The following is a 20,595-nucleotide window of genomic DNA, read 5'->3' as shown; positions in this document are numbered from 1 at the left end:
AGCGGCACCCGCGATCACGGGGGCACGAACGCATCAGTGACACCTGGAGCAAGCCATGACCATCACCCAGCCCGACCTCGGCACCCACCGCGACCTCAGCGTCTTCGAGACCCTGGAGTCGGAGGTCCGCGGATACTGCCGCAGCTGGCCCACCGTCTTCACCCGGGCCCTGGGCAGCCGCATGTACGACGAGGGAGGTCGCGAGTACCTGGACTTCTTCGCCGGCGCCGGCTCACTCAACTACGGCCACAACAATCCCGTCCTCAAACGGGCCCTGCTCGACTATCTGCAGCAGGACGGGGTCACCCACGGCCTGGACATGTCGACCACCGCCAAACGGACCTTCCTGGAAACGTTCCGCGATGTGCTGCTGCGCCCGCGCGGCCTTCCCTACAAGGTCATGTTCACCGGACCGACCGGCACCAACGCGGTCGAAGCCGCGCTGAAGCTGGCCCGCAAGGTCAAGGGGCGCGAGTCGATCGTGTCGTTCACCAACGCCTTCCACGGCATGTCGCTCGGCTCGCTCGCCGTGACCGGCAACGCCTTCAAGCGGGCGGGTGCGGGCGTTCCGCTGGTGCACACCACACCGATACCGTTCGACGGCTATCTGGGCGGCGGCGAACCGGACTTCTCGTGGTTCGAGCGCATGCTGGCCGACAAGGGCTCCGGCCTGAACCAGCCCGCCGCGGTGATCGTCGAGACGGTCCAGGGCGAGGGCGGCATCAACGTGGCGCGCGCCGAGTGGCTGTGCCGGCTCTCCGACGTCTGCAAGCGCCAGGACATGCTGCTGATCGTCGACGACATCCAGATGGGCTGCGGCCGCACCGGCGCGTTCTTCTCCTTCGAGGAGGCGGGCATCGTGCCGGACATCGTCACGGTGTCGAAGTCCATCAGCGGATACGGACTGCCCATGGCTCTGTGCCTGTTCAAGCCGGAGCTGGACGTCTGGGAGCCGGGTGAGCACAACGGCACCTTCCGCGGCAACAATCCGGCGTTCGTCACCGCGGCGGCCGCGCTCGACGCCTACTGGACCGACGGTGAGCTGAAGAAGCAGACCCTGGCCCGGGGCGAGAAGGTGGAGTGGGCGCTGCGGGCGATCGCCGTCGAGCACGCGCAGGAAGTCGCCGATCTGCGCGGCCGGGGCCTGGTCTGGGGTCTGGAGTTCCACGACAAGGGCCGCGCGGACCGCGTCGCCCGCCGTGCCTTCGAACTCGGTCTGCTGATCGAGACCTCCGGCCCGGAGAGCGAGGTCGTGAAGCTGCTGCCGGCGCTCACCATCACCCCCGACGAGCTCGACGAGGGCCTGCGCATTCTCAGCAGGGCCGTCCGCGAGACGTCCTGACGTCTCCCCCACCGTGCCGCCACCAAGGCCCGGCCTCATCGCTCCGATGAGGCCGGGCCTTGGTGCCATGGGCGTCCGCCCGCGTGCTCAGCGCTCGGTGAAGAGCGGGTTCCACCGGCCCCGGTAGGTGAGAGACGCCTCTCGGAACCCCGTCAGGGGGGTGACCTTCTGATCCTTGACGTTCACGATCACCAGCCGGTTGCGGAACTCCCCCTTGCCCGGGCTGCAGTTCTCGACCTCACACATCCAGGCGACGAGAGTCGTGTTGTCCGCCCACCCCAGCAGCTGCTGACCGGGAACGACCGCCGCACGCTTCCCCGTCTTCGCGTCGAGCACCTCGGAGACGACCTTCTTGTCGTCGCCGACGAAGGTGCCCATCGCCAGCTTTCCGTCCGGGGACAGCCCGGAGGCGGGGAGGCCCTTCTGCTCCTGCTGCGGAACGGGGGCGGGTGTGCCGTCGAGACGGTAGCGGGCCTTCCCGGTCTTCGTCCTCGCGGGCTCCCACACGGTGCGGCCGTCGCCGCCCCAGCGGAAGTCGGCGCGCCCGCCGGCCAGTACGGACGCCTGGGGATCGTCCTTCTGCGGCTTCGCGGTGAACTCGGCCTTCCCGGAGGAGACATCGATGACGTAGAAGCCCGAGCGGCTCCTCTTCGGCCCCGGCACCTTCTTGTCGTTGAGGTAGTACGACGACTCCTTGAACAAGCCGTCCGGGTTGAGGGAGTAGGACGTCGCGAGGAGCTTCTTCCCGTCGGGCGAGAACTGCACGCCGCCGACTCCCGTCGGGACCCCGATCCAGCGCTGTACGTCACCCGAGGACAGGTCCACGATGCCGATCCGCTTCGTCGGCAGCTCCCGCGGCAGCACCGCGGCGGTCTTCATGCCGGGAGCGACGTCAAGCCACGACCAGTCCGTCTTCCGGTACTCGCCGCTCTCGGTGTCCAGCAGGTTCCAGTCGTACCTGACCACACCGTTCCCGTCGGCTCCCTGCAGCTTCTGCACGGTGAAGTAGGCGGACATGGCGACCCTCTTGGCGGCGATCAGGTCCTGGGGAGGCGACTGGTCGGGGTGGGCCGAGACTTCCTGGGCCTTAGGCCCGCCGTCCTTGCTGATGGCGACGCCGACGCCGGCCGCGACGAGGACCGTGGCCACGGCAAGAGTCGTGAGCACACGCCTGCGACGACGGCCACCGGCCATGGAGACCTCATCGGGGAAACGATCCGTGTGTTCCATGAAATGCCTTCGCTGCCTATCACGCAATACGCGATTCAATTTCGGGATCTGTCGACTCTAGAACGGGGTCGGGATTCAGTAAATGGAGCCGAGTTGGCATGAGGCTGCCAATTCGCACCGAGGACTGTCAGCATGCTGCCAAACTCCGCCACAAACAGCGATACGGACCGCTCGACTCCATCCCTTACGGGCGATTTTGCGCACCCCTGGGGCGCAACAAGGGCCCGAAGAACGGCAATATGGTCACGCTGCGTGACTTTCCGAGAGCCTCAGAACAACCTCAAGTCAATTTACCGGCATCAGGGCCTGCCCTATGGTCGGGTCGACCCGAGTGAATGCGAGGAATCAATGGCAAAGAATTTCCGGCGCATCGCGGTGGCCGGCGCCACCATGACCGCCGTGCTGGCTCTGTCCGCAACTCCCGCCCTCGCCGACACCGACAGGCATCTCACCTACCCCGACGGCAAGGGGACGATGACCTACTTCGACGACGGTGACATGTTCCAGGTCTGCGACACCAAGGCCGACGGGCACGGAATGACCGGCGTCGTCGAAAGCATGAACCGGACCCTGCTCACCGTCGACGACGGTGGTGACGCGGGCTGCGACAAGAAGGGCTACAACGTCGGCAGCTTGGACTCCATTCGCATGGGCCTCTCCTGGGAGGGTGGCGGCGGCACCATCTACACCGGCTATTTCCACGAGTAGCCCGCACGGCACGGTTTCACTCTCCGAATTTCGATGAACGCCTATAGGGATGCGAGATCTGTAATGCGCAGGAAGCTCATGCGTGCCGCGGTGGTCGGCTCCGCTGTCGCCGCAGCCGTCACGTTGTCCACGGCGGCCGCCGTCGCCGGTGACATCACCATCAGCAACAGCCATGGAAGCATGAAGTACATCGACGACGGTGACATGTTCCAGGTGTGCGACACCAAGGCCGACGGCTACGGAATGAAGGGCCAGCTGATCTCCATAGGCGCTGAGGACAGAGCCGTCCTCACCGTCGACGACGGTGGTGACGCGGGTTGCGACAAGAAGGGCTACAACGTCGGCAATGGGGCCGGCGAGGTCTACAAGATGGCCCTTGTCTGGAATGGCGGCGGGGACTGGACCTATTCCTACCACTTCAAGGAAGGTCTGGATTAATCCCCGCCCCTCTTTCGGAGAATAAGGAGCAAGATGCGAATCGCAATGAAGCGCATGGCCGTCGGCGGTGCCGCCGCTGTCGCCCTTCTCGCTGGAACCGCCACCGCGGCCCAGGCGGGAGACATCACCATCAGCAACACGCACGGGCACATGAAGTACATCGACGACGGTGACGTGTTCCAGGTCTGCGACACCAAGGCCGACGGCCACGGCGTCGAGGGCGTCGTCGTGAACGACCGCGCCACCCGCGTCCTCAGCCTCGACGACGGCGGCGACGCCGGCTGCGACAAGAAGGGCTACAACATCGGCAGCTCGCCCGGCCTGCTCAGCTGGTACCAGATGCAGTTCTCCTGGCAGGGCGGTGGCCCCACCGTCTATTCCGAGAAGTTCGACGAATAAGAAGGGTCGAGGATCACTCCTGATGAGTAAGACGCTCAAGCGCATCGCCCTGGCCGGCGCCGGCGCCGTGGCAGCCGTCACGCTCGCTGCCACCCCCGCGCTGGCGGATCAGAACATTGTCATCACCCACCCCGATGGTCGCGGCAAGATGACCTACATCGACGACGGTGACATGTTCCAGGTCTGCGACACCAAGGCCGACGGCGCAGGCATGACGGGCCAGCTCTACCGCAATCACGCCGAAACCCTTCTGACCGTGACCGACGGCGGCGACGCAGGCTGCGACAAGAAGGGCTACGACGTCCCCAGCAACGGGGAATACCAGATGCAGCTCTGGTGGAACGGCGGAGGCGCCACCGTCTACTCGCAGTGGTTCAACGAGTAGAGACCGGCAGCCGCTGCAGGGGGCTCTCGTCCGAGGCCCCCTGCAGTGGTGCTCACGCCGGCTACGCCGCCGACAGGATGTCCTGCGTCGCGCGGAAGAAGTTGTCCGGGAGCCCCGGCACGGAGCGGAAGGCGGCGGCGCCGGGCCTGCGCCGCCGCGGATCCATTGGCCCGAAGGACAGCATTCGTCAGGATCGGGCCATTCTCCTGGAGTCCACCGACCTCTCGGTCGACCAGGTGGCCGCCGACGCCGGCTTCGGCACGGCCCAGTCGATGCGCCAGCACCTGCAGACGGCGCTCGGCGTCACACCCACCAACTACCGCCGCACCTTCCGCACCGGAAGCCGGACCGACGCCCGGGCCACCAGCGGCACTTGAGCCGCTCCGCCGGGCGGCCGGCCCCGCACGGACCGAATCTCAGAACGTGAGCACGCCCCGCGCCACCTTCCCCGCCTCCGCATCCGCCGCCGCCCTCTCGAACTCCTCGACCGGGTACGTCTGCGTCACCAGCTCGTCCAGCAGCAGTCGCCCGTCCCGGTACAGCTCGGCGTACAGCGCGATGTCCCGCTGCGGCCTGGACGAGCCGTACCGGCAGCCCAGGATGGACTTGTCGAGGTACATGGAGGACACGACGAAGGAGGCCTCGGCACCGGCCGGCGGAACTCCCAGGAGAATCGCCTGCCCGTGCCGGTCGAGCAGGTCGACGGCCTGCCGGACGAGCTCCACCCGTCCGACGCACTCGAAGGCATGGTCCGCCCCCGTCGGCAGCAGTTCCCGCACGCCCTCGGTCGAGGTCAGAAAGTCGGTCGCCCCGAACTGCCGCGCCACCGCCTCCTTCGCCGGATTCGCGTCCACGGCGACGATCCGCAGCGCACCCGCGAGCCGCGCGCCCTGAAGAACGTTGAGGCCGATACCGCCGGTGCCGATCACGACCACGCTGTCCCCGCGGTCCACCTTCGCCCGGTTGAGCACGGCGCCCACGCCCGTCAGCACCCCGCACCCGATCAGCGCGGCCGAGGGCATGGGGATGTCCTTCGGGACACGGACCACCTGTACGGCCTTCACCACGGTCCGTTCCGCGAAGGCGGAGTTGGACGCGAACTGGAACACCGCCTGCTCACCCCGCCGGAACGGCCGCCCCGGCCGCCCGATCGCCTGCCGGCACATCGTCGGCCGCCCCCGGTCGCACTCCGCGCACGTACCGCAGTTGGCGAGCGTGGACAGAGCCACATGATCCCCGGGCTCGACATGGGTGACGCCCACACCCACCGCTTCCACGACTCCCGCGCCCTCATGGCCCAGAACCACAGGAACCGGGAAGGGTATGGTCCCGTCCACCACAGACAGATCGCTGTGGCACAGCCCGGCCGCCGAGATCGCGACCAGCACCTCGCCGGGCCCGGGTTCGCGCACCTCCAGATCGTCCACGACCTGCACCTGCTTGCCGTCGAACAGCACACCGCGCATCAAGCGACCCCCTTGGGCTCCCTGGGCAGACCGAGCACCCGCTCGGCGATGATCGTGCGCTGAACCTGATCGGACCCGCCGTAAATGGTGTCGGCCCGGGAGAAGAGGAACAGCTGCTGCGCCTCGTCGAGTTCATACGGCGCCGAGGGCGACCACTTGCCGGGCCCGACCCCGGCAGCCGCGCCCCCCACCAGCACCGCCAGCTCCCCGAGCCGCTGATGCCAGCCACCCCACAACAGCTTGGCCACGCTGGGCGCCCCGGCGTCCCCGGACCGCCCCAGTGTGCGCAAGGCGTTCCACCGCATCACCCGCAGCTCGGCCCACTGCCGCACGAGCCGCTCGCGCACCACGGGGTCCTCGACCGCCCCCGACTCCACGGCGGCCCGCACCACCCGCCCCAGCTCCTCGGCGAACCCGACCTGCTGGGCCAGCGTCGACACGCCCCGCTCGAATCCGAGCAGACTCATCGCGACCTGCCAGCCACCGCCCTCGCCCCCGACGACGTGCTCCACGCGCGCGTGGGCCCCGTCGAAGAACACCTCATTGAAGTCGCTGGTCCCCGTCAGCTGCCGAATGGGCCGCACCTCTATGCGCCCCGGCTGGTCCATGGGCACGAGCAGGAACGTCAGCCCGCGATGCCGGATCGACTCGGGGTCCGTGCGGGCGAGCACGAAGCACCAGTCGGCCTCGTGGGCGAGAGACGTCCAGATCTTCTGCCCGGTGACCCGGTACACCCCGTCCGACCCGAGCTCGGCCTTGGTCCGAATCCCCGCGAGATCCGACCCGGCGCCGGGTTCGCTGTACCCCTGACACCACAACTCGTCCCCGGCCGCGACGGCCGGCAGGAAACGACCCTTCTGCGCCTCGGTCCCGTGCGCGACGAGAGTGGGCGCGAGAAGCTTCTCCCCGATGTGCCCGGACCGCGCCGGCGCCCCCGACCGCGCGTACTCCTCGGCCCAGACGACCTGCTGGGTGAGGGTGGCGCTCCGGTTGCCGTATCCGTGCTCGGCCCAACCGAGCCCTATCCACCCGGCTTTGCCAAGCACGCGCTCCCAACTGCGGCGGTCCTGAGCGTCCTTGGCGTACTCATCGAGCCACGCCCGCGCTTCCGCACGAAACGCTTCGTCCTCCGCCGCGAACCCGAAGTCCATAGGGGTCTCCTTGTAGTTTCCGGCCAGGAACAACGCCCTTCCTTTGGGGGCGCGAGCTCTCAGGCGTTGGGCCGCGCCCCCTCCGCCGCCGCCCGAGCCATCGCCTCCACCCGCTCCAGCATCGGCATCGGGTCCACGCCCACCGATCCCGGCAGGCACTCGGCAATCCGTTGCGGCGTCCAGGACCCGTCGGCATACGCGGCACGCAGCTCCCGCGGCTGCGCCCACACCGCGATCTTCGGCCCGGCGACGGTGTAGACCTGCCCGGTCACCCCGTGCTCCCGAGCCGCATCCGACAGCAGGTAGACCACCAGGGCCGCCACATCCTCCGGCTCCCCGATCTCCGCCAGCTCCATGGGAACGCCCGCCGACATCCGCGTACGAGCCACCGGCGCCACCGCGTTGGCGGTCACCCCGTACCGGTGCAGGCCCAGCGCAGCGCTCCGCACCAGCGAGATGATCCCGCCCTTCGCCGCGCTGTAGTTGGCCTGCGACACCGACCCCTGATGGTTCCCACTGGTGAACCCGATCAGGGTCCCGGCCCGCTGCTTGCGCATGACCGCCGAGGCGGCCCGGAACACCGTGAACGTCCCCTTCAGATGAGTGGCGATCACCGGATCCCACTCCTCCTCGGTCATGTTGAACAACATCCGTTCGCGCAGGATCCCGGCGACACAGACGACTCCGTCGAGGCGTCCGTACGACGACAACGCGACGTCCACCAGCCGCTGCCCGCCCGCCATCGTGGAGATGTCGTCGGCGACGGCGACCGCCTGTCCGCCCGCCGCCTCGATCTCCTTGACCACGGCCTCGGCGACCTCGCTCGTGGGTGAGCCGCCCTCCACCGACACCCCGTAGTCGTTGACGACGACCCGCGCGCCCTCGGCGGCAGCGGCGACCGCGACCGCCCGGCCGATGCCACGCCCGGCGCCCGTGACGGCGACGACCTTGCCTGCCAAGAAGTTCCCCACGCCCCGGCCCCTTCCCGCAGTTTCTGACGGTCCGTTAGATTCGATTCGATTCTACGACCCGTCAGATACGCGGAGACAAGCCCCCGGGGAGCACTCATGTCACTGCCGGACGCGTTCCACGAGATCGCCAAGCGCGTGAACAACTGGGGCCGTTGGGGCGCCGACGACGAGATCGGCACCCTGAACCTGATCACCGACGAGGTGGTCCGCAAGGCCGCCGCCTGCGTCCGCACCGGCCGTCGCATCCCCCTCGCGCTGCCCCTCCAGCAGGACGGCGTGCAGACCGGGATGATCCCCGGACGCGTCAACCCGCTGCACGCCATGGTGCAGATCAACCAGGAGATCTTCGGCCCGGGAACCGTGGCCTGCAGCGACGACGCCGTGACCATGGGCCTGCAGGCCGCCACCCACTGGGACGCGCTCACCCACGTCTCGCACTCGGGCCGGATCTACAACGGCCGCCCCGCCGACACCATCACCCCGCACGCCGGCGCCGAGTTCAGCGGCATCGACAAGGCGCGGCACATCGTCTCGCGCGGGGTGCTGCTGGACGTGGCACGCGCGCGTGGCGTCACACGGCTCGACGGCGGGCACGCGGTCACGCCGGAGGACCTGGAGGCGGCCGAGGAACTCGCGGGCACGCGCGTGCGCGGCGGCGACATCGTGCTCGTACGGACAGGGCAGATCCAGGTCTATCTCGCCGGCGACAAGCATGCGTACGGCTATCCGTCGCCCGGTCTGTCGATCCGCACACCGGAGTGGTTCCACGCGCGTGATGTGGCGGCCGTCGCGAACGACACCCTCACGTTTGAGATATTTCCGCCCGAGAAAGATGATTTGTGGCTGCCCGTGCACGCGCTGGACCTGGTGGAAATGGGGATGATCCAGGGTCAGAACTGGAATCTCGAAGAGTTGTCCACAGCCTGTGGACAAGAGGGCCGCTACGCATTCCTGCTGTCGGCGATGCCCGAACCGTTCGTCGGCGGTACCGGGACTCCGGTCGCACCCGTGGCCCTGCTCTGACGAGGCCGGTTGGCGGCGCGGCTTCCCCAATCGGCTCCACCCGAGCGGGAGGTGCCCCCATCCGCCCCGAGCACGGCACCGCGCGCCGCCATCCGACTCCGGCGTACCCGCCCCTGCCCTCCTGGCCCCCGGGAGAACCGACGCCGAATCACGACCCACACTCGGCAAGGACCTCCGTCACCGAAGCCCTCGTCGTCCCCTCGCGGCGAATCGCTGACCACCAGCGTGATCAGCCGAACACGCGGCGTCAACACCCAGTCGGGGATTTGTTACTTACGCCCTATTTGCAGGAGACGCGCATAGAAGCATGCCCGGGCGCATCGATGCTCCCCCGAGCTGGAGGTACAGCGCGTTCTGCAACCGTGCACCGGATCCGGCGAAATTGCAGCCTTGTGCGCCGTCACACCGCTTCGTACGCGAGCCCTTCGTAGGCCGACGCCCCGCTCCCGTAGGCGGACGCGCCGCGTGACTGAGCACTCCGGTCCAGTTCGCACCAGATCCGCTTGCCGGCACCCTCGGAGCTCCAGCCCCACCGGTCGGCGAGACCGTCGACGAGTGCGAGTCCACGCCCGCCCGTCGCGTCGCCGTCGACGCAGCGGGGCACGGGCGCACGGTCACTGCGGTCGGCCACCTCGAGTCGCACAGTGGCGCAGCCCTGAGCCGCTCCCTGCAGCGACAGCCGCAGCACGGCCGGACAACCGGTGTGCACCACGGCGTTGGTGACCAGTTCGGAGACGAGCAGGATCAGCGTCTCGGCGAGCGGCTCGTCGGCCTCTATCCCGGAGCCTGCGAGCCGCGAGCGGGCCCACCGCCGGGCTCGTCCCACCTCAGCGGGATCGGGCCGGATCTCCAGCTGCACTTGAAGCACCTGCACCGCTCACACCATCCGAACCGGCGGACACAAAGCCCCGCGCCTCACGAGGGCCACGATCCTAGCCATTCTTTTCATGGCCAGAACAATGGCCAAAGCCAGGGTCACGGAACGTGAATCCCTTAGCTGACAGCATGGTTGACGTACAGTCACCCCAACAAGCGCTTCGGGCATATTCCAGCGCGAAGGAGTACCCCTGCGGCATACTGTGCGACGCTTGTCGTGGGGAGTCGAACAGGCAGGGACAGCGCGCCCTCCCGCCCCGCAAGCAGCGGCGAGCACCGCCGGATCCGGGGCCGCCTCAAGGGCAACTCCGGGATGGCTCGTGCTCGGAACCACTCGCATCTCACACAAGGTACCGGAGCGGACGGCCGACTCCAGGCCGTGACGAGTCACACGTAGGACACAACCCGATATCAACGCTCCGTAATTCCGGTATGCCACAATCCGCGACATCCGTGCGGGCACCTTGGGCGATGCCGCAGACCAGGGGCTCTTAGATCGGCTGTGCGAGAAGTTCGGCGGCCAGAGTCTCCTCACTCTCCGTAGCATCGCCCGCACGGTGCGTCCGGACCCAGGCGCGCTTGAGATGCAGATGGAGCTCGAACTCCCAGGTGAACCCCATGCCGCCGTGCACCTGGAGGCAGTCGCGGGCGCCGCGCACGGCGGCCTCGTCGGCGAGCAGCCGCGCGGTGTGGATGTCGGCCGGGTCGGCCGTGACGGCCGCCGCGTAGACCGCGGCACGGGCCGTCTCGGTGCGCACGAGCATCTCCGCACACAGGTGCTTGATCGCCTGGAAGGCCCCGATCGGCTGCCCGAACTGCTCACGCGTCCGGGCGTGTTGCACGGCCAGCTCGCACGCGCGTGTGGCCCCGCCCAGTTGCTCGGCCGCGGTGAGGAGGACGGCGACGGGGTCCACGGTGCCGGCCGCGGGGACCCGGTGCAGGGGCGTCAGCGGGTCCACCGACCGCAGGGGTACGGCCCCCGCCGCATCCCCCCGCACGACGTCCGCCTGTTCCAGCCACTCCACGAGCCCGTTGCCGGCGGCCGCCACGACCGCCTCCCCGGTGGCCGCTCCAGGCACCGTCCCGGCCGCGAGGTGCGTCGCCACGAGGGGCCCGGGCAGCAGCGTCCGCCCCGCCTCCTCGAAGGCCAACACCGCTTCGGGCAACCCGAGTCCGACGCCGCCGTGCGCCTCCGGCAGCCGCAGCGCGAAGAACCCGGCCGCACCCAGCTCCCGCCACAGCGCCCGGTCCAGGCGGCCCGGCTCGTCGACGGCGGCCCTGAGCTCCTGCGGGCCGAAGCGGCGCGCCAGCAGCTCGCGCACCCCGGCCCGCAACGCCAGCTGGTCCTCGGTCAGTTGGAAACGCATCCCTCAACGCCCCTTCGGCAGTCCGAGGATCCGCTCGGCCACGATGTTCCGCTGGATCTGCGAGGTGCCGGCGGCGATGGTGTACGACAGCGAGGACAGCCGGTCGAGGACCCACGGCCGGTCCAGGTCGAGGGACTCGGGCCCCAGCACGTCGGCCGCGGCGTCGTAGAGCTCCTGACGGGCGTGCGAGTACCTCAGTTTGAAAACCGAACCCCCGACGCCGGGAACCCCACCGGTCAGTTCGGCCTCGCTCACGTTCCACTGCGTCAGCCGCCACAGCGCCCGGAACTCGGCGTTCAGCCGCCCCAGCCGCCGCCGCAGTGCCGGATCGTCCCAGCGCCCGTTCTTGCGTGCCTCGACGGCGAGTTCGCGCAGTACGCGCCGGCAGGCGACGACCTCGCCGACGAAGGCCGTACCGCGCTCGAAGGAGAGGGTCACCATCGTCACGCGCCAGCCGTCGTTCTCGGCGCCGACCCGGTTGGCGACCGGCACCCGCACCTCGTCGAGGAACATCTCGGCGAACTCGGCCGACCCGGCGAGGGTCTTCAGCGGCCGTACGGTGATGCCCGGCGCGTCCATGGGCATGGCCAGCCAGCTGATGCCGCGGTGCTTGGGCGCCTCGGGGTCGGTGCGCACCAACAGCTCGCACCAGTCGGCCACTTCGGCATGGGAGGTCCAGATCTTGGACCCGGTCACCACATAGTCGTCGCCGTCCCTACGCGCGCGCGTGCGCAGTGCCGCGAGGTCGCTTCCGGCGTCCGGTTCGCTGAAGCCCTGGCACCAGACCTCGTCCCCGCGCAGGATCGGCGGCAGCCAGCGGGCCCGCTGTTCGGCCGTTCCCTCGGCGGCGACGGTCGGCCCCGCGTGCAGCAGCCCGACGAACCCCGCTCCCACATAGGGCGCGCCCGCCTTCTCGGTCTCCTCCAAGAAGATCAGCCGTACGGTCGGGGAGGCGCCCCAGTGGACGTCGCCGTACCCGGCGTCGTGGAGCATGCGCTGCCAGCCGAGGTCGTAGGCGCGGCGCCCCGGCCAGTCGTCGGGGGACGGCTTCGGCGGCAGCGTGGGCAGCGCCTCGCGCAGCCACTCCCGCAACCGGGCGCGGAACTCCTCTTCCTCGGGTGTGTACGCCAGATCCACGGGCCGGTCCCCCTCCGCCGGAAGAGCACGTATCTGACGTCCCGTCAGATCTCATCACCACAGGAAGGCTAGACCCGCACCCCTGGACCGACAAGGCGGTGAGCCCTACGCTCTGCCCACGATCTGACTAACCGTCAGCTGACGCAGGGGGCTGTCATGAACGACACCGCTCACGCCCTGAGTTCCTCGCGCACTCTCTGGGACCTGGTCACCGGCCGCGCCGACCGCACCCCCGACCGCCCCGCCCTCCTCCAGGAGGACCGCTCGCTGTCCTTCGGCGCCCTGCGCACGCGTGCCGAGCGCGTGGCGGCGGGCCTGTACGACATGGGCGTCCGCCCCGGCACAGTCGTCGCCTGGCAGCTGCCCACCCGTATCGAGACAGCCCTGCTGTCCCTCGCGCTGGCGCGCCTGGGTGCCGTGCAGTCGCCGGTCATCCCGTTCTACCGGGACCGCGAAGTGGGCTTCGCGCTGCGGGAGTCGAAGGCGGAGTTCTTCGCCGTGCCGGGCGAGTGGCGGGGCTTCGACCACACGGAGATGGCACGGCGCCTGGGCGCGAAGGGCGTCTTCGAGGCGTACGGCACCCTGCCCGACGGCGATCCCGCGGTCCTGCCCCCGCCGCCCGCCGAGGGGACGTCGGTACGCTGGATCTACTGGACCTCGGGGACGACGTCCGACCCCAAGGGCGTCCTGCACACCGACCGCTCCCTGCTCGCGGGCGGTTCCTGCCTGGCGCACGCCCTGCGCCCCACGCCGGGCGACGTCGGCTCGATCGCCTTCCCCTACGCCCATATCGGCGGCCCGGACTACATGGTGATGCTGCTGCTGTACGGCTTCCCCGCGGTGATGTTCGAGCAGTTCGCGCTCCCGGACGCGCTGGAGGGGTACCGCCGGCACGGGGTGACGATCGCGGGCGGGTCCACGGCGTTCTACTCGATGTTCCTGGCGGAGCAGCGCAGGATGCCGGCCGGCGAGAAGGCGGTCCCCTCGCTGCGGCTGCTGGCGGGCGGCGGGGCACCGAAGCCGCCGGAGCTGTATCACGCCGTGGTGCGCGAGATGGGGGTGCAGCTCACCCACGGGTACGGCATGACCGAGGTGCCGATGATCACGATGGGGGCGCCGGACGACACGGCGGAGAACCTGGCGACGACCGAGGGAAGGCCGCCTCGGGAGATGGAGATACGGATCGTCGACGGCGAGGTGCGGCTGCGCGGGGAGGCGGTCTGCCGGGGCTATCTGGACCCGGCGCAGTCGGCGGCTGCCTTCGACGAGGAGGGGTTCCTGCGGACCGGTGATCTCGGGTGGCTGACGGACAGCGGGCACCTGGTGCTGACCGGCCGCCTCAAGGACGTGATCATCCGCAAGGGCGAGAACATCTCGGCGAAGGAGATCGAGGACCTGCTGCACCGGCATCCCGCGGTCGGGGACGTGGCGGTGATCGGGCTGCCCGACGCGGCGCGCGGGGAACGGGTGTGCGCGGTCGTGGAACAGCCGCCCGGCGCGGACGGGCTGACCCTGGAGGCGCTGACGTCGTATCTGCGCGAGGAAGGGCTGTCGACGCACAAGCTGCCGGAGCAACTTGAGGTGGTGGACGCCCTTCCACGCAACGAGACCCTGCGCAAGGTGCTCAAGTACAAGCTCAGGGAGCGCTTCTCGGGAACGGCGTAGGGGTCACTCGGGAACCGTGAAGTAGCGGGCGAACGCCGTCACGACCTCGCCCTCCGCCACCTTGCCGTCGCCGTCCGTGTCGAGCGTGGCGGCTGCCGCCCGGGCAACGTCCTGCGCCACACCGAGGCAGCCCAGCACCCGCGCGGTGTCGGTGACGGTGGCGGATCCGTCGCCGTCGGGGTCGGCCACGGCGAGGGCGGCGTGCAGGAAGGGGCGGGCGATCTCGGCGAACCGGTCCGGGTTGTCGCGCAGCCGCTTGACCGCGCCGTTCACGAACTCCTCGCGCGTGATGCGCTGGTCGCCGTCCCGGTCCGCGATACCGGCCATGCCCTGCCAGAACGCCTCGGCGCCGATGTAGAGCGACTGGCCCTTGTCGGAGCGGGCGGCGGTGTCGAACTCGGCGAGCACGGCCTTGGCCGCCGCGTTGAAGTCCTCGCGGTCGATGTAGCCGTTGCCGTCCTGGTCGAAGCCGGCGAACCGGGCCGCGATCCTGCGCTCGTACTCGCTGCTGACCATGTCTTATCGGGCCGCCTTACGTCATGTGGGGTGCATCTGCCACGGAGCGTACGACGCCGGGGGCCGTCCGGGCGCCGGAAAGCGGCGGTTGTGCCAAGACCGGGGGAATTTTGGGACAACGGTGTGGCACTTCCGGGGGACCGGCCGGAGGGAACCGGGCTGTTCAGGCCGACAGCGGCCGGGCGTCGTCCGCAACCGCCGCCGCAACGTCCGGGTACACCTCGAAGAGCCTGCGTACACCCAGCGCCCCGAGCACGCGGTTCACGTGCGAGCCGTCCACCGCGCCCTGCGCCGGGAGTATCAGCCGCAGGCTGCCCTGGCAGGAGCGGATCAGCCGGCGGGCGGCGATGAGGACGCCGACGCCGCTGGAGTCGCAGAACAGGACCTCCGAGAGGTCCAGGACGAGACTGTGGCGCCCCTCGGCCACCACGTCATGGATGTGCTGACGCATCACCGGCGAGGTCACCAGATCCAGCTCGCCCGACACCTGGAGCACAGCCCAGTCGCCTCGCTCGCCGCCGGTCACTTTCAACGTCACCACCACGCCCCTCGCTCGCCGAACCGGAAGCGATACCTACGCTTCCTTGCAGCGCGGCTGCCCAGCGGCTGTTCCCTGAAACACCGTCCAGAAAACGGTCACCGATCAGAAAAGGCTTGTTTCAATCGTATTCGATCCTGTTCGATCGAGTCTGATCGCACGATGGTCGGGTAGCCGAGCGAGTGCGAGGGCGGGCGCGAGCTCCTCTATCACGAGTGCGAGGTACGTCACCAGCCATGACTGTTCAAGGGGCGCACATTGCGACAAAGGGGCGTGCGCTGTCCGACGTGCCGACTACATTCGGGGGGACGAAGGACGCACGCTGGACAGGGCGGACCGGTGAGGGGGGCCTGATGGCGAAGAAGGACGCACTGCCCCGCTGGGACCGCAAGATGCAGCAGCGCCTGGCGCGCGGCGAGGCGGCCGCCCTCGGCGAGCTCTACGACCGGTTCGCCTCGCTCGTGCACGGCCTCGCCCACACCGTGCTGGGGGACGAGCGTGCCGCCGACCACATCACCCGCGACGTCTTCGCCCACGTCTGGGAGCACCCGGACAGCTACGACCCCAAGCAGGGCCCGCTGCGCTCCTGGGTCGCCACGCTGACCCACCGCCTGGCCGTGCAGCGGCTGCGCGCCACCGAGACCGCCGCCCTCGTCCAGGCCGGCCGGGGCTCCACCGAGGAGCTGGAGCGCAAGGTGCGGCACGCCTCGGTCGCCGCCCGCGCCGACTACATCGTCCAGTCCATGCCCGTCCCGCTGCGCGCCGCCCTGGAGCTGGCCTACTTCCAGCGCCGCGACTACCGCCAGACCGCCACCGACCTCGGCGTCACCGAGGACGAGGCCCGCCGCCGCCTGCGCCTGGGCCTGCAACTGCTGTCCACCGCCCACGAGGCGGGAGCCGCCCCCGGGGCGCCACCGGGATACGGGGGTGCGGTGTGAACGAGGCGCACGACAACTCCTCCCATGACCCCACCCCGGACAAGGATCATGAAAAGCACCAGGAGGAGAACGGCTTCGGAGAGGTCACTCGCGGAGCCTCCGGCATGAACAGCGGCAATGGCGACGCCCAGCACCCCACCCCACGGCCGGCTCCCGACCAGCCGCCCCGCATACCGCTCCCCCGCGCCTCCGTCGAGGACACCGGACGCCCTCTGCCCGCCCTGGAGGACCTCGGCGACCCTGTGCCCGGCGTGGCCCCGCTCGTCCTCGAACACCGCGTCCTGAAGGCACTCCTCGGCGCCTGGGCGCTGGCCGCCTGCTCGCCGGAGGAGACGGCGGCCGTGGAGGAGCACCTCGGCGACTGCGGTTCCTGCGCGGACGAGGCGCGGCGGCTGCGCGAGGCCGTGGGCCTGCTGCACCCCGCCGAGAGCCTCGACCTGGACCCGTCCCTGCGCACCCGCGTTCTGCAGGGCTGCCTGGAGCGCCGCCCGCCGCGCATCCCGGTGCCCGAGTGGGCGGCGCCGTACGACGCCGAGACGGCCCGCCTCGACGCCCTGCTGCAGGACTTCGGGGATGCCGAGTGGCACGCGCCCGTGCGGCTGCGGTGGTTCGAGAAGGACGAGCCGACGAGCCGCCGTACGACCGTCGCCGGGGTCATCGCGCATCTGCTGACGGTCGACGGTCTGGTGGCGCTCGCGCTCGGCCTCCAGGACCCGATGGGCGACGTCGCCGCGGACCGGCCGACCCCGTCCGGGCGCACGGAGGCGTACTGGCGGGCCTCGCACTTCCCGCCGACCCGCGCCGTGCGCGCACCCTGGCGCGAACAGACCCACGCCCTGGTCCGCACGGTGTCCTTCGCGGGCGGCGGCACCGGCAAACTGTCCGTGGCCTACGGCGACTTCGAGCTGCCGCTGCGCGACGCGATGCTGGACCGCGCCTTCGAGTGCTGGGTGCACGCGGAGGACATCGCAGACGCGGTGGACTATCCGTACGAGGCGCCGGTCGGCCGCGATCTGCACCACATGGTCGATCTGGCGGCCCGCATGCTGCCGACGGTGCTGGCCGCGCGGCGGCGGGCGGGATTCGCGGCGCCGCCGCCTCCCGGCCCGCACCGCCGCCTCGTGCCCGCCGGCGAGCCCGGCCGCAGCCTGCGGCTGGAGATCGAGGGTTCGGGCGGCGGCCAGTGGCTGATCCCGCTGGACTCCCCGGCGGCGGTGGGCTCCGCCGAGCACGAGGTGGCCCATGTCGCGCTGGACGGCGCGGAGTTCTGCCGACTGGCGGCGGGGCATGTGCCTCCGGCGGAAGCGGCGGCAGGGCAGGTCGGTGACCGGGAGGCGATCAGGGATGTGCTGTTCGCTGCGGCGAGCTTGAGCCGGATGTAGGGGTGGGTTGCGGATTCGGTGGCGGCTGCGGGTGAGTGGGGGCTGGTCGCGCAGTTCCCCGCGCCCCTAAAAGGCACGTGCAGTGGACGCACGTCTTGGGGGCGCGGGGAACTGCGCGAGGAACCACGAACTACCCGCAGCCGCCCCCGGACAGATGAACCCGAGCTATCAGGCGAACACGACCGTCCGCCGCCCGTTCAGCAAAATCCTCCGCTCGGCATGCCACTTCACGGCCCGAGCCAACGCCTGGCACTCCACATCGCGCCCGATCGCGACCAGCTGGTCCGGCGTGACGTCATGCCCCACCCGCTCGACCTCCTGCTCGATGATCGGCCCCTCGTCGAGATCCGCGGTGACGTAGTGAGCCGTGGCGCCGATCAGCTTGACGCCCCTGGCGTGCGCCTGGTGATACGGCTTCGCGCCCTTGAAGCTCGGCAGGAAGGAGTGGTGGATGTTGATGATCCGCCCGCTCAGCTGCTTGCACAGGTCGTCCGAGAGGACCTGCATGTAGCGGGCCAGCACGACCAGCTCCACGCCCTCCTCGCGCACGATCTCCAGCAGCTGCGCCTCGGCTTCGGACTTGTTGTCCTTCGTCACCGGGATGTGGTGGAAGGGGATGTCGTACGACCCCACCAGCTCCGTGAAGTCGGTGTGGTTGGACACCACGGCGGCGATCTCCACCGGCAGCGCGCCGATCCGCGCCCGGAACAGCAGGTCGTTCAGGCAGTGCCCGAACTTGCTGACCATCAGCACGACCCGCATCTTCTCCTCGGCCCGATGGATCTGCCAGTCCATCTGGAAGGAGTCCCCGATCGCCGCGAAGCTCGCCCGCAGCTTGTCCACCGTCACCGGCGCATCCGCCGAGAAGTGGACGCGCATGAAGAACAGTCCCGTGTCGTGGTCACCGAACTGCTGGCTGTCCTCGATGTTGCAGCCGGTCATGAAGAGGTAGCTCGACACGGCGTGCACGATGCCCTGCTTGTCGGGGCACGACAGGATGAGGACGTACTGGTCGGCGGGGACCGCGGCTCGGGTGGACTGCTGGTTCATGCAGCACAGGGTCCCATATCCGGCTCCCTCGGCGGGCGGTCGTCCCGTTACGCGGACCGCGTCATGATCCGCAGCACCTCTAGGGTGCGCGGCGGGGCGTCCGGGTCCTCGCCGTCGGCCGTGGCCATCCGGACATGCGCGTCCCGCGCCGCCCGCACCGCCTCCGGCCACCCCTGGTTCTCGACGTACGCGGAGACCGCCGCGTCCGGGCCGACCTGGTGCATGATCCGCAGCACGCGCAGCACGGCGGTGTCGACGAGCGCCGCCTCCTGCGAGTCCCGGAAGATCGTGCCGACGTACTTCTCGGCGGACCAGTTGTCCAGCCAGGTGTCCTCGACGAGGCGGTACACGGCGTCGGTGACGTCGCCGTACCCGTCGACACCGGCCAGCCAGACGTCCCTCTGGAACGTCTGGTCGGAGAGCATGTGCAGCGCGGAGCGCACATTGCTGCGCCAGCGCCACCACGGCATGTCGTTGAGTGGCATGCCGCCCATGGTGGAGGAGCGACGGGCGCGACGGGAAGAGCTATCCGAACCTTGCACGGTCATCGATCGTACGTTCTCCTTCACAGCGGCCTCACCAGCCCCCGTAATTCACCTTCCGGTCACCCGGTGATAACCGTGGGTGATGCCTGGGTTTGTTGTGTGGCGGAATCGTGCGTGTCCATGACCGGCAGGCGACGCACCCGAAGCACGCTCCTCCCCCCGATCACCGACCGGCCCGTCAGAGCAGCCGCCCGCTCTGCGGCTGCCGTGGTGGCGTGTGCGTCGCTCGCCGTCGGATGCGGGGTCGTCCCCGGTGCCACGGGGGGCTCCGGGGATGACACGATCACCGTCATGACCTGGGCCCCGGAGGGCACCAAGGCGACCAACAAGCCCGGTATGCCCGCCTTCGCGCAGGCGTACGCCCGCTGGATCAACGCCCACGGCGGCATCGGCGGCCGCAAGCTCGAGGTCCTCACCTGCAACGACCGCAACGACAGCGTGGCCGCGGCCCGGTGCGCCGACCGCGCGGTCGAGGAGAACGTCGTCGCGGTCATCGGCTCCTACAGCCAGTTCGGCGAGACCTTCCTGCCCTCGCTGGAGGGCGCCGGAATCCCGTACATAGGCGGCTACGGCGTCACCAACGCCGAGTTCACCAGCCCGCTGTCCTACCCCGTCAACGGCGGCCAGCCCGCCCTCCTGGCGGGCCTCGGCAGGGAACTGGCCGGCTCGTGCGGCCCCGTGGCCCTGGTCCGCCCCGACAGCATCGCGGGCGACGAGCTGCCGCCGCTGCTCGACTCCGGCCTCAGGGCGGGCAGGCACTCGTCCTCCGCCGACCAGCTGGCCGCGGAGGACGCCACCGAGTACGGGACCCAGTCGGTGCGGGCGCTGGAGTACGCCACCACCGACCTGGCGGAGAGGGGCTGTGTGGTGCCCGCCCTCGGCGACCGCACCAGCACCTTCATGGACTCCTTCCGGCGCTCCCGCGAGGACTACCGCGACGTGCGCACCGCCACCGTCCTCGGCAGCGTCGACCAGACAGTGATCAACACGACCGGCGGGGCGTCGGTGTACGACGGGTCGTACATCTCCGGCTGGTACCCGGTCACGAGCGACCCGCGCTGGGACGCGATGAAGAAGGTGATCAGCGAGCAGGCCTTCGGCGACAACCGCATCGACCCCGCGGACGCCGGCGTGCAGACCACTTGGATCGCCTACACGGTGTTCAAGAAGGTCGTCGAGTCGCTGGGCGACGGCGAGGTCACCGCCAACTCGGTGCGCGGGGCGCTGAACAAGGGCCTGAAGGTGTCCACGGGCGGACTCACACCGGCGCTTCAGTGGAAGTTCCAGGACGTCCTCGCGACCGTCGGCTATCCCCGGCTGGTCAACCGCAAGGTGACCCTCCAGGTCGTCCGGGACGGTCAGCTGGTGGCGGCCCGCAAGGGCTTCATCGACGTGACGAACACGCTGCAGAACGCCGACGTGAACTGACCGCCCGGCCCTTCCGGGCGATCGTCGGCCCCGCCCCCGT

21 protein-coding genes and 1 pseudogene are annotated in these 20,595 nt (G+C 69.8%); 11 read left to right on the top strand and 11 right to left on the bottom strand.

Features of this window, described 5'->3' with window-relative positions; translation table 11 throughout:
- Positions 1–55 precede the first annotated feature (55 nt).
- Entirely contained in the window at positions 56–1,342 is a 1,287-nt protein-coding gene (gene ectB / locus OHT51_RS23895; protein WP_328880956.1) for a diaminobutyrate--2-oxoglutarate transaminase, read from the top strand.
- An 87-nt stretch (positions 1,343–1,429) separates the two neighbouring features.
- On the opposite strand, the gene OHT51_RS23890 is transcribed toward ectB, so the two are convergent.
- Positions 1,430–2,572 carry a hypothetical protein gene (locus OHT51_RS23890; protein WP_328880955.1) on the bottom strand — a complete coding sequence of 381 codons (1,143 nt, stop codon included), beginning with the start codon at positions 2,570–2,572 and terminating at the stop codon, positions 1,430–1,432.
- A 348-nt stretch (positions 2,573–2,920) separates the two neighbouring features.
- Between OHT51_RS23890 and OHT51_RS23885 the strand changes: the two genes are divergently transcribed.
- The 5 genes and pseudogenes from OHT51_RS23885 to OHT51_RS23865 form a co-directional block, all read left to right on the top strand.
- Complete coding sequence (locus OHT51_RS23885) at positions 2,921–3,280, top strand: hypothetical protein (protein ID WP_328880954.1); 360 nt, start codon at positions 2,921–2,923, stop codon at positions 3,278–3,280.
- 63 nt (positions 3,281–3,343) lie between these two features.
- Positions 3,344–3,718 (top strand): hypothetical protein, encoded by a 375-nt coding sequence (locus tag OHT51_RS23880; protein WP_328880953.1) that lies wholly within the window; start codon positions 3,344–3,346, stop codon positions 3,716–3,718.
- Between the two features lie 33 nt (positions 3,719–3,751).
- The gene (locus tag OHT51_RS23875) at positions 3,752–4,117 is read left to right on the top strand and encodes a hypothetical protein (protein ID WP_328880952.1); all 366 of its coding nucleotides are present in this window, start codon (positions 3,752–3,754) and stop codon (positions 4,115–4,117) included.
- 22 nt (positions 4,118–4,139) lie between these two features.
- On the top strand, positions 4,140–4,502 hold the full coding sequence (locus OHT51_RS23870; protein ID WP_328880951.1) for a hypothetical protein: 363 nt from the start codon (positions 4,140–4,142) through the stop codon (positions 4,500–4,502).
- A gap of 194 nt (positions 4,503–4,696) precedes the next feature.
- Positions 4,697–4,879 (top strand): annotated as a pseudogene (locus tag OHT51_RS23865) (helix-turn-helix domain-containing protein); the annotation flags it as partial.
- A 39-nt stretch (positions 4,880–4,918) separates the two neighbouring features.
- Here the strand turns inward: OHT51_RS23865 and OHT51_RS23860 are convergent.
- Genes OHT51_RS23860 through OHT51_RS23850 form a run of 3 tightly spaced genes read right to left on the bottom strand, consistent with a single transcriptional unit; the run spans position 4,919 to position 8,090 of the window.
- Entirely contained in the window at positions 4,919–5,968 is a 1,050-nt protein-coding gene (locus tag OHT51_RS23860; RefSeq protein WP_328880950.1) for an alcohol dehydrogenase catalytic domain-containing protein, read from the bottom strand.
- Positions 5,968–7,119, bottom strand: coding sequence for an acyl-CoA dehydrogenase family protein (locus tag OHT51_RS23855; RefSeq protein WP_328880949.1), 1,152 nt, complete (start codon positions 7,117–7,119; stop codon positions 5,968–5,970). The genes OHT51_RS23860 and OHT51_RS23855 overlap by 1 nt, the downstream gene beginning before the upstream one ends.
- A 59-nt stretch (positions 7,120–7,178) precedes the next feature.
- A complete protein-coding gene (locus OHT51_RS23850; RefSeq protein ID WP_328880948.1) occupies positions 7,179–8,090 on the bottom strand; it encodes an SDR family NAD(P)-dependent oxidoreductase in 912 nt (303 codons plus the stop codon).
- Between the two features lie 96 nt (positions 8,091–8,186).
- Between OHT51_RS23850 and OHT51_RS23845 the strand changes: the two genes are divergently transcribed.
- Positions 8,187–9,113: a cyclase family protein gene (locus tag OHT51_RS23845; protein ID WP_328880947.1), complete on the top strand. Its 927-nt coding sequence runs from the start codon at positions 8,187–8,189 to the stop codon at positions 9,111–9,113.
- Between the two features lie 400 nt (positions 9,114–9,513).
- Here the strand turns inward: OHT51_RS23845 and OHT51_RS23840 are convergent, their stop codons facing one another.
- The 3 genes from OHT51_RS23840 to OHT51_RS23830 form a co-directional block, all read right to left on the bottom strand.
- The gene (locus tag OHT51_RS23840; RefSeq protein ID WP_328880946.1) at positions 9,514–9,987 is read right to left on the bottom strand and encodes an ATP-binding protein; all 474 of its coding nucleotides are present in this window, start codon (positions 9,985–9,987) and stop codon (positions 9,514–9,516) included.
- 493 nt (positions 9,988–10,480) lie between these two features.
- Positions 10,481–11,356, bottom strand: coding sequence for an acyl-CoA dehydrogenase family protein (locus OHT51_RS23835; RefSeq protein WP_328880945.1), 876 nt, complete (start codon positions 11,354–11,356; stop codon positions 10,481–10,483).
- Between the two features lie 3 nt (positions 11,357–11,359).
- Positions 11,360–12,493: an acyl-CoA dehydrogenase family protein gene (locus tag OHT51_RS23830; protein WP_328880944.1), complete on the bottom strand. Its 1,134-nt coding sequence runs from the start codon at positions 12,491–12,493 to the stop codon at positions 11,360–11,362.
- A gap of 156 nt (positions 12,494–12,649) precedes the next feature.
- Between OHT51_RS23830 and OHT51_RS23825 the strand changes: the two genes are divergently transcribed.
- Positions 12,650–14,158: a class I adenylate-forming enzyme family protein gene (locus tag OHT51_RS23825; RefSeq protein ID WP_328880943.1), complete on the top strand. Its 1,509-nt coding sequence runs from the start codon at positions 12,650–12,652 to the stop codon at positions 14,156–14,158.
- Positions 14,159–14,161: 3 nt separating this feature from the next.
- On the opposite strand, the gene OHT51_RS23820 is transcribed toward OHT51_RS23825, so the two are convergent.
- Positions 14,162–14,674, bottom strand: coding sequence for an EF-hand domain-containing protein (locus OHT51_RS23820; RefSeq protein WP_328880942.1), 513 nt, complete (start codon positions 14,672–14,674; stop codon positions 14,162–14,164).
- A gap of 163 nt (positions 14,675–14,837) precedes the next feature.
- Positions 14,838–15,218: an STAS domain-containing protein gene (locus OHT51_RS23815; RefSeq protein ID WP_328880941.1), complete on the bottom strand. Its 381-nt coding sequence runs from the start codon at positions 15,216–15,218 to the stop codon at positions 14,838–14,840.
- A gap of 347 nt (positions 15,219–15,565) precedes the next feature.
- On the opposite strand from OHT51_RS23815, the gene OHT51_RS23810 reads away from it, so the two are divergent.
- Both OHT51_RS23810 and OHT51_RS23805 read left to right on the top strand, forming a co-directional pair.
- Positions 15,566–16,150, top strand: a complete 585-nt coding sequence (locus tag OHT51_RS23810) for a sigma-70 family RNA polymerase sigma factor (RefSeq protein ID WP_328880940.1) — start codon at positions 15,566–15,568, stop codon at positions 16,148–16,150.
- A 104-nt stretch (positions 16,151–16,254) separates the two neighbouring features.
- Positions 16,255–17,532, top strand: a complete 1,278-nt coding sequence (locus tag OHT51_RS23805; protein WP_328884412.1) for a zf-HC2 domain-containing protein — start codon at positions 16,255–16,257, stop codon at positions 17,530–17,532.
- A 168-nt stretch (positions 17,533–17,700) separates the two neighbouring features.
- Here the strand turns inward: OHT51_RS23805 and purU are convergent, their stop codons facing one another.
- On the bottom strand, positions 17,701–18,582 hold the full coding sequence (gene purU / locus OHT51_RS23800) for a formyltetrahydrofolate deformylase (protein WP_328880939.1): 882 nt from the start codon (positions 18,580–18,582) through the stop codon (positions 17,701–17,703).
- A gap of 47 nt (positions 18,583–18,629) precedes the next feature.
- Positions 18,630–19,130 (bottom strand): SCO4402 family protein, encoded by a 501-nt coding sequence (locus tag OHT51_RS23795; protein WP_328880938.1) that lies wholly within the window; start codon positions 19,128–19,130, stop codon positions 18,630–18,632.
- A gap of 117 nt (positions 19,131–19,247) precedes the next feature.
- On the opposite strand from OHT51_RS23795, the gene OHT51_RS23790 reads away from it, so the two are divergent.
- Positions 19,248–20,555, top strand: coding sequence for an ABC transporter substrate-binding protein (locus OHT51_RS23790; RefSeq protein ID WP_328880937.1), 1,308 nt, complete (start codon positions 19,248–19,250; stop codon positions 20,553–20,555).
- Positions 20,556–20,595 lie beyond the last annotated feature (40 nt).

Origin of the sequence: Streptomyces sp. NBC_00299, assembly GCF_036173045.1 — a bacterium.
In the GTDB taxonomy this organism is placed as follows: Bacteria; Actinomycetota; Actinomycetes; order Streptomycetales; family Streptomycetaceae; genus Streptomyces; species Streptomyces machairae.
Note: the sequence above shows the minus strand (reverse complement) of the source record. Positions and strands in the feature narration are given on the sequence as shown.

Bases quoted from the DNA above. Each gene is read 5' to 3' on its own strand.
- OHT51_RS23810 (WP_328880940.1), top strand. From the start codon at position 15,566: ATGGCGAAGAAGGACGCACTGCCCCGCTGGGACCGCAAGATGCAGCAG.
- OHT51_RS23805 (WP_328884412.1), top strand. From the start codon at position 16,255: ATGAACAGCGGCAATGGCGACGCCCAGCACCCCACCCCACGGCCGGCT.
- OHT51_RS23825 (WP_328880943.1), top strand. From the start codon at position 12,650: ATGAACGACACCGCTCACGCCCTGAGTTCCTCGCGCACTCTCTGGGAC.
- OHT51_RS23845 (WP_328880947.1), top strand. From the start codon at position 8,187: ATGTCACTGCCGGACGCGTTCCACGAGATCGCCAAGCGCGTGAACAAC.
- OHT51_RS23835 (WP_328880945.1), bottom strand. From the start codon at position 11,356: ATGCGTTTCCAACTGACCGAGGACCAGCTGGCGTTGCGGGCCGGGGTG.
- OHT51_RS23860 (WP_328880950.1), bottom strand. From the start codon at position 5,968: ATGCGCGGTGTGCTGTTCGACGGCAAGCAGGTGCAGGTCGTGGACGAT.
- OHT51_RS23870 (WP_328880951.1), top strand. From the start codon at position 4,140: ATGAGTAAGACGCTCAAGCGCATCGCCCTGGCCGGCGCCGGCGCCGTG.
- OHT51_RS23875 (WP_328880952.1), top strand. From the start codon at position 3,752: ATGCGAATCGCAATGAAGCGCATGGCCGTCGGCGGTGCCGCCGCTGTC.
- OHT51_RS23880 (WP_328880953.1), top strand. From the start codon at position 3,344: ATGCGCAGGAAGCTCATGCGTGCCGCGGTGGTCGGCTCCGCTGTCGCC.
- OHT51_RS23820 (WP_328880942.1), bottom strand. From the start codon at position 14,674: ATGGTCAGCAGCGAGTACGAGCGCAGGATCGCGGCCCGGTTCGCCGGC.
- OHT51_RS23885 (WP_328880954.1), top strand. From the start codon at position 2,921: ATGGCAAAGAATTTCCGGCGCATCGCGGTGGCCGGCGCCACCATGACC.
- ectB (WP_328880956.1), top strand. From the start codon at position 56: ATGACCATCACCCAGCCCGACCTCGGCACCCACCGCGACCTCAGCGTC.
- purU (WP_328880939.1), bottom strand. From the start codon at position 18,582: ATGAACCAGCAGTCCACCCGAGCCGCGGTCCCCGCCGACCAGTACGTC.
- OHT51_RS23890 (WP_328880955.1), bottom strand. From the start codon at position 2,572: ATGGAACACACGGATCGTTTCCCCGATGAGGTCTCCATGGCCGGTGGC.
- OHT51_RS23855 (WP_328880949.1), bottom strand. From the start codon at position 7,119: ATGGACTTCGGGTTCGCGGCGGAGGACGAAGCGTTTCGTGCGGAAGCG.
- OHT51_RS23795 (WP_328880938.1), bottom strand. From the start codon at position 19,130: ATGACCGTGCAAGGTTCGGATAGCTCTTCCCGTCGCGCCCGTCGCTCC.
- OHT51_RS23790 (WP_328880937.1), top strand. From the start codon at position 19,248: ATGACCGGCAGGCGACGCACCCGAAGCACGCTCCTCCCCCCGATCACC.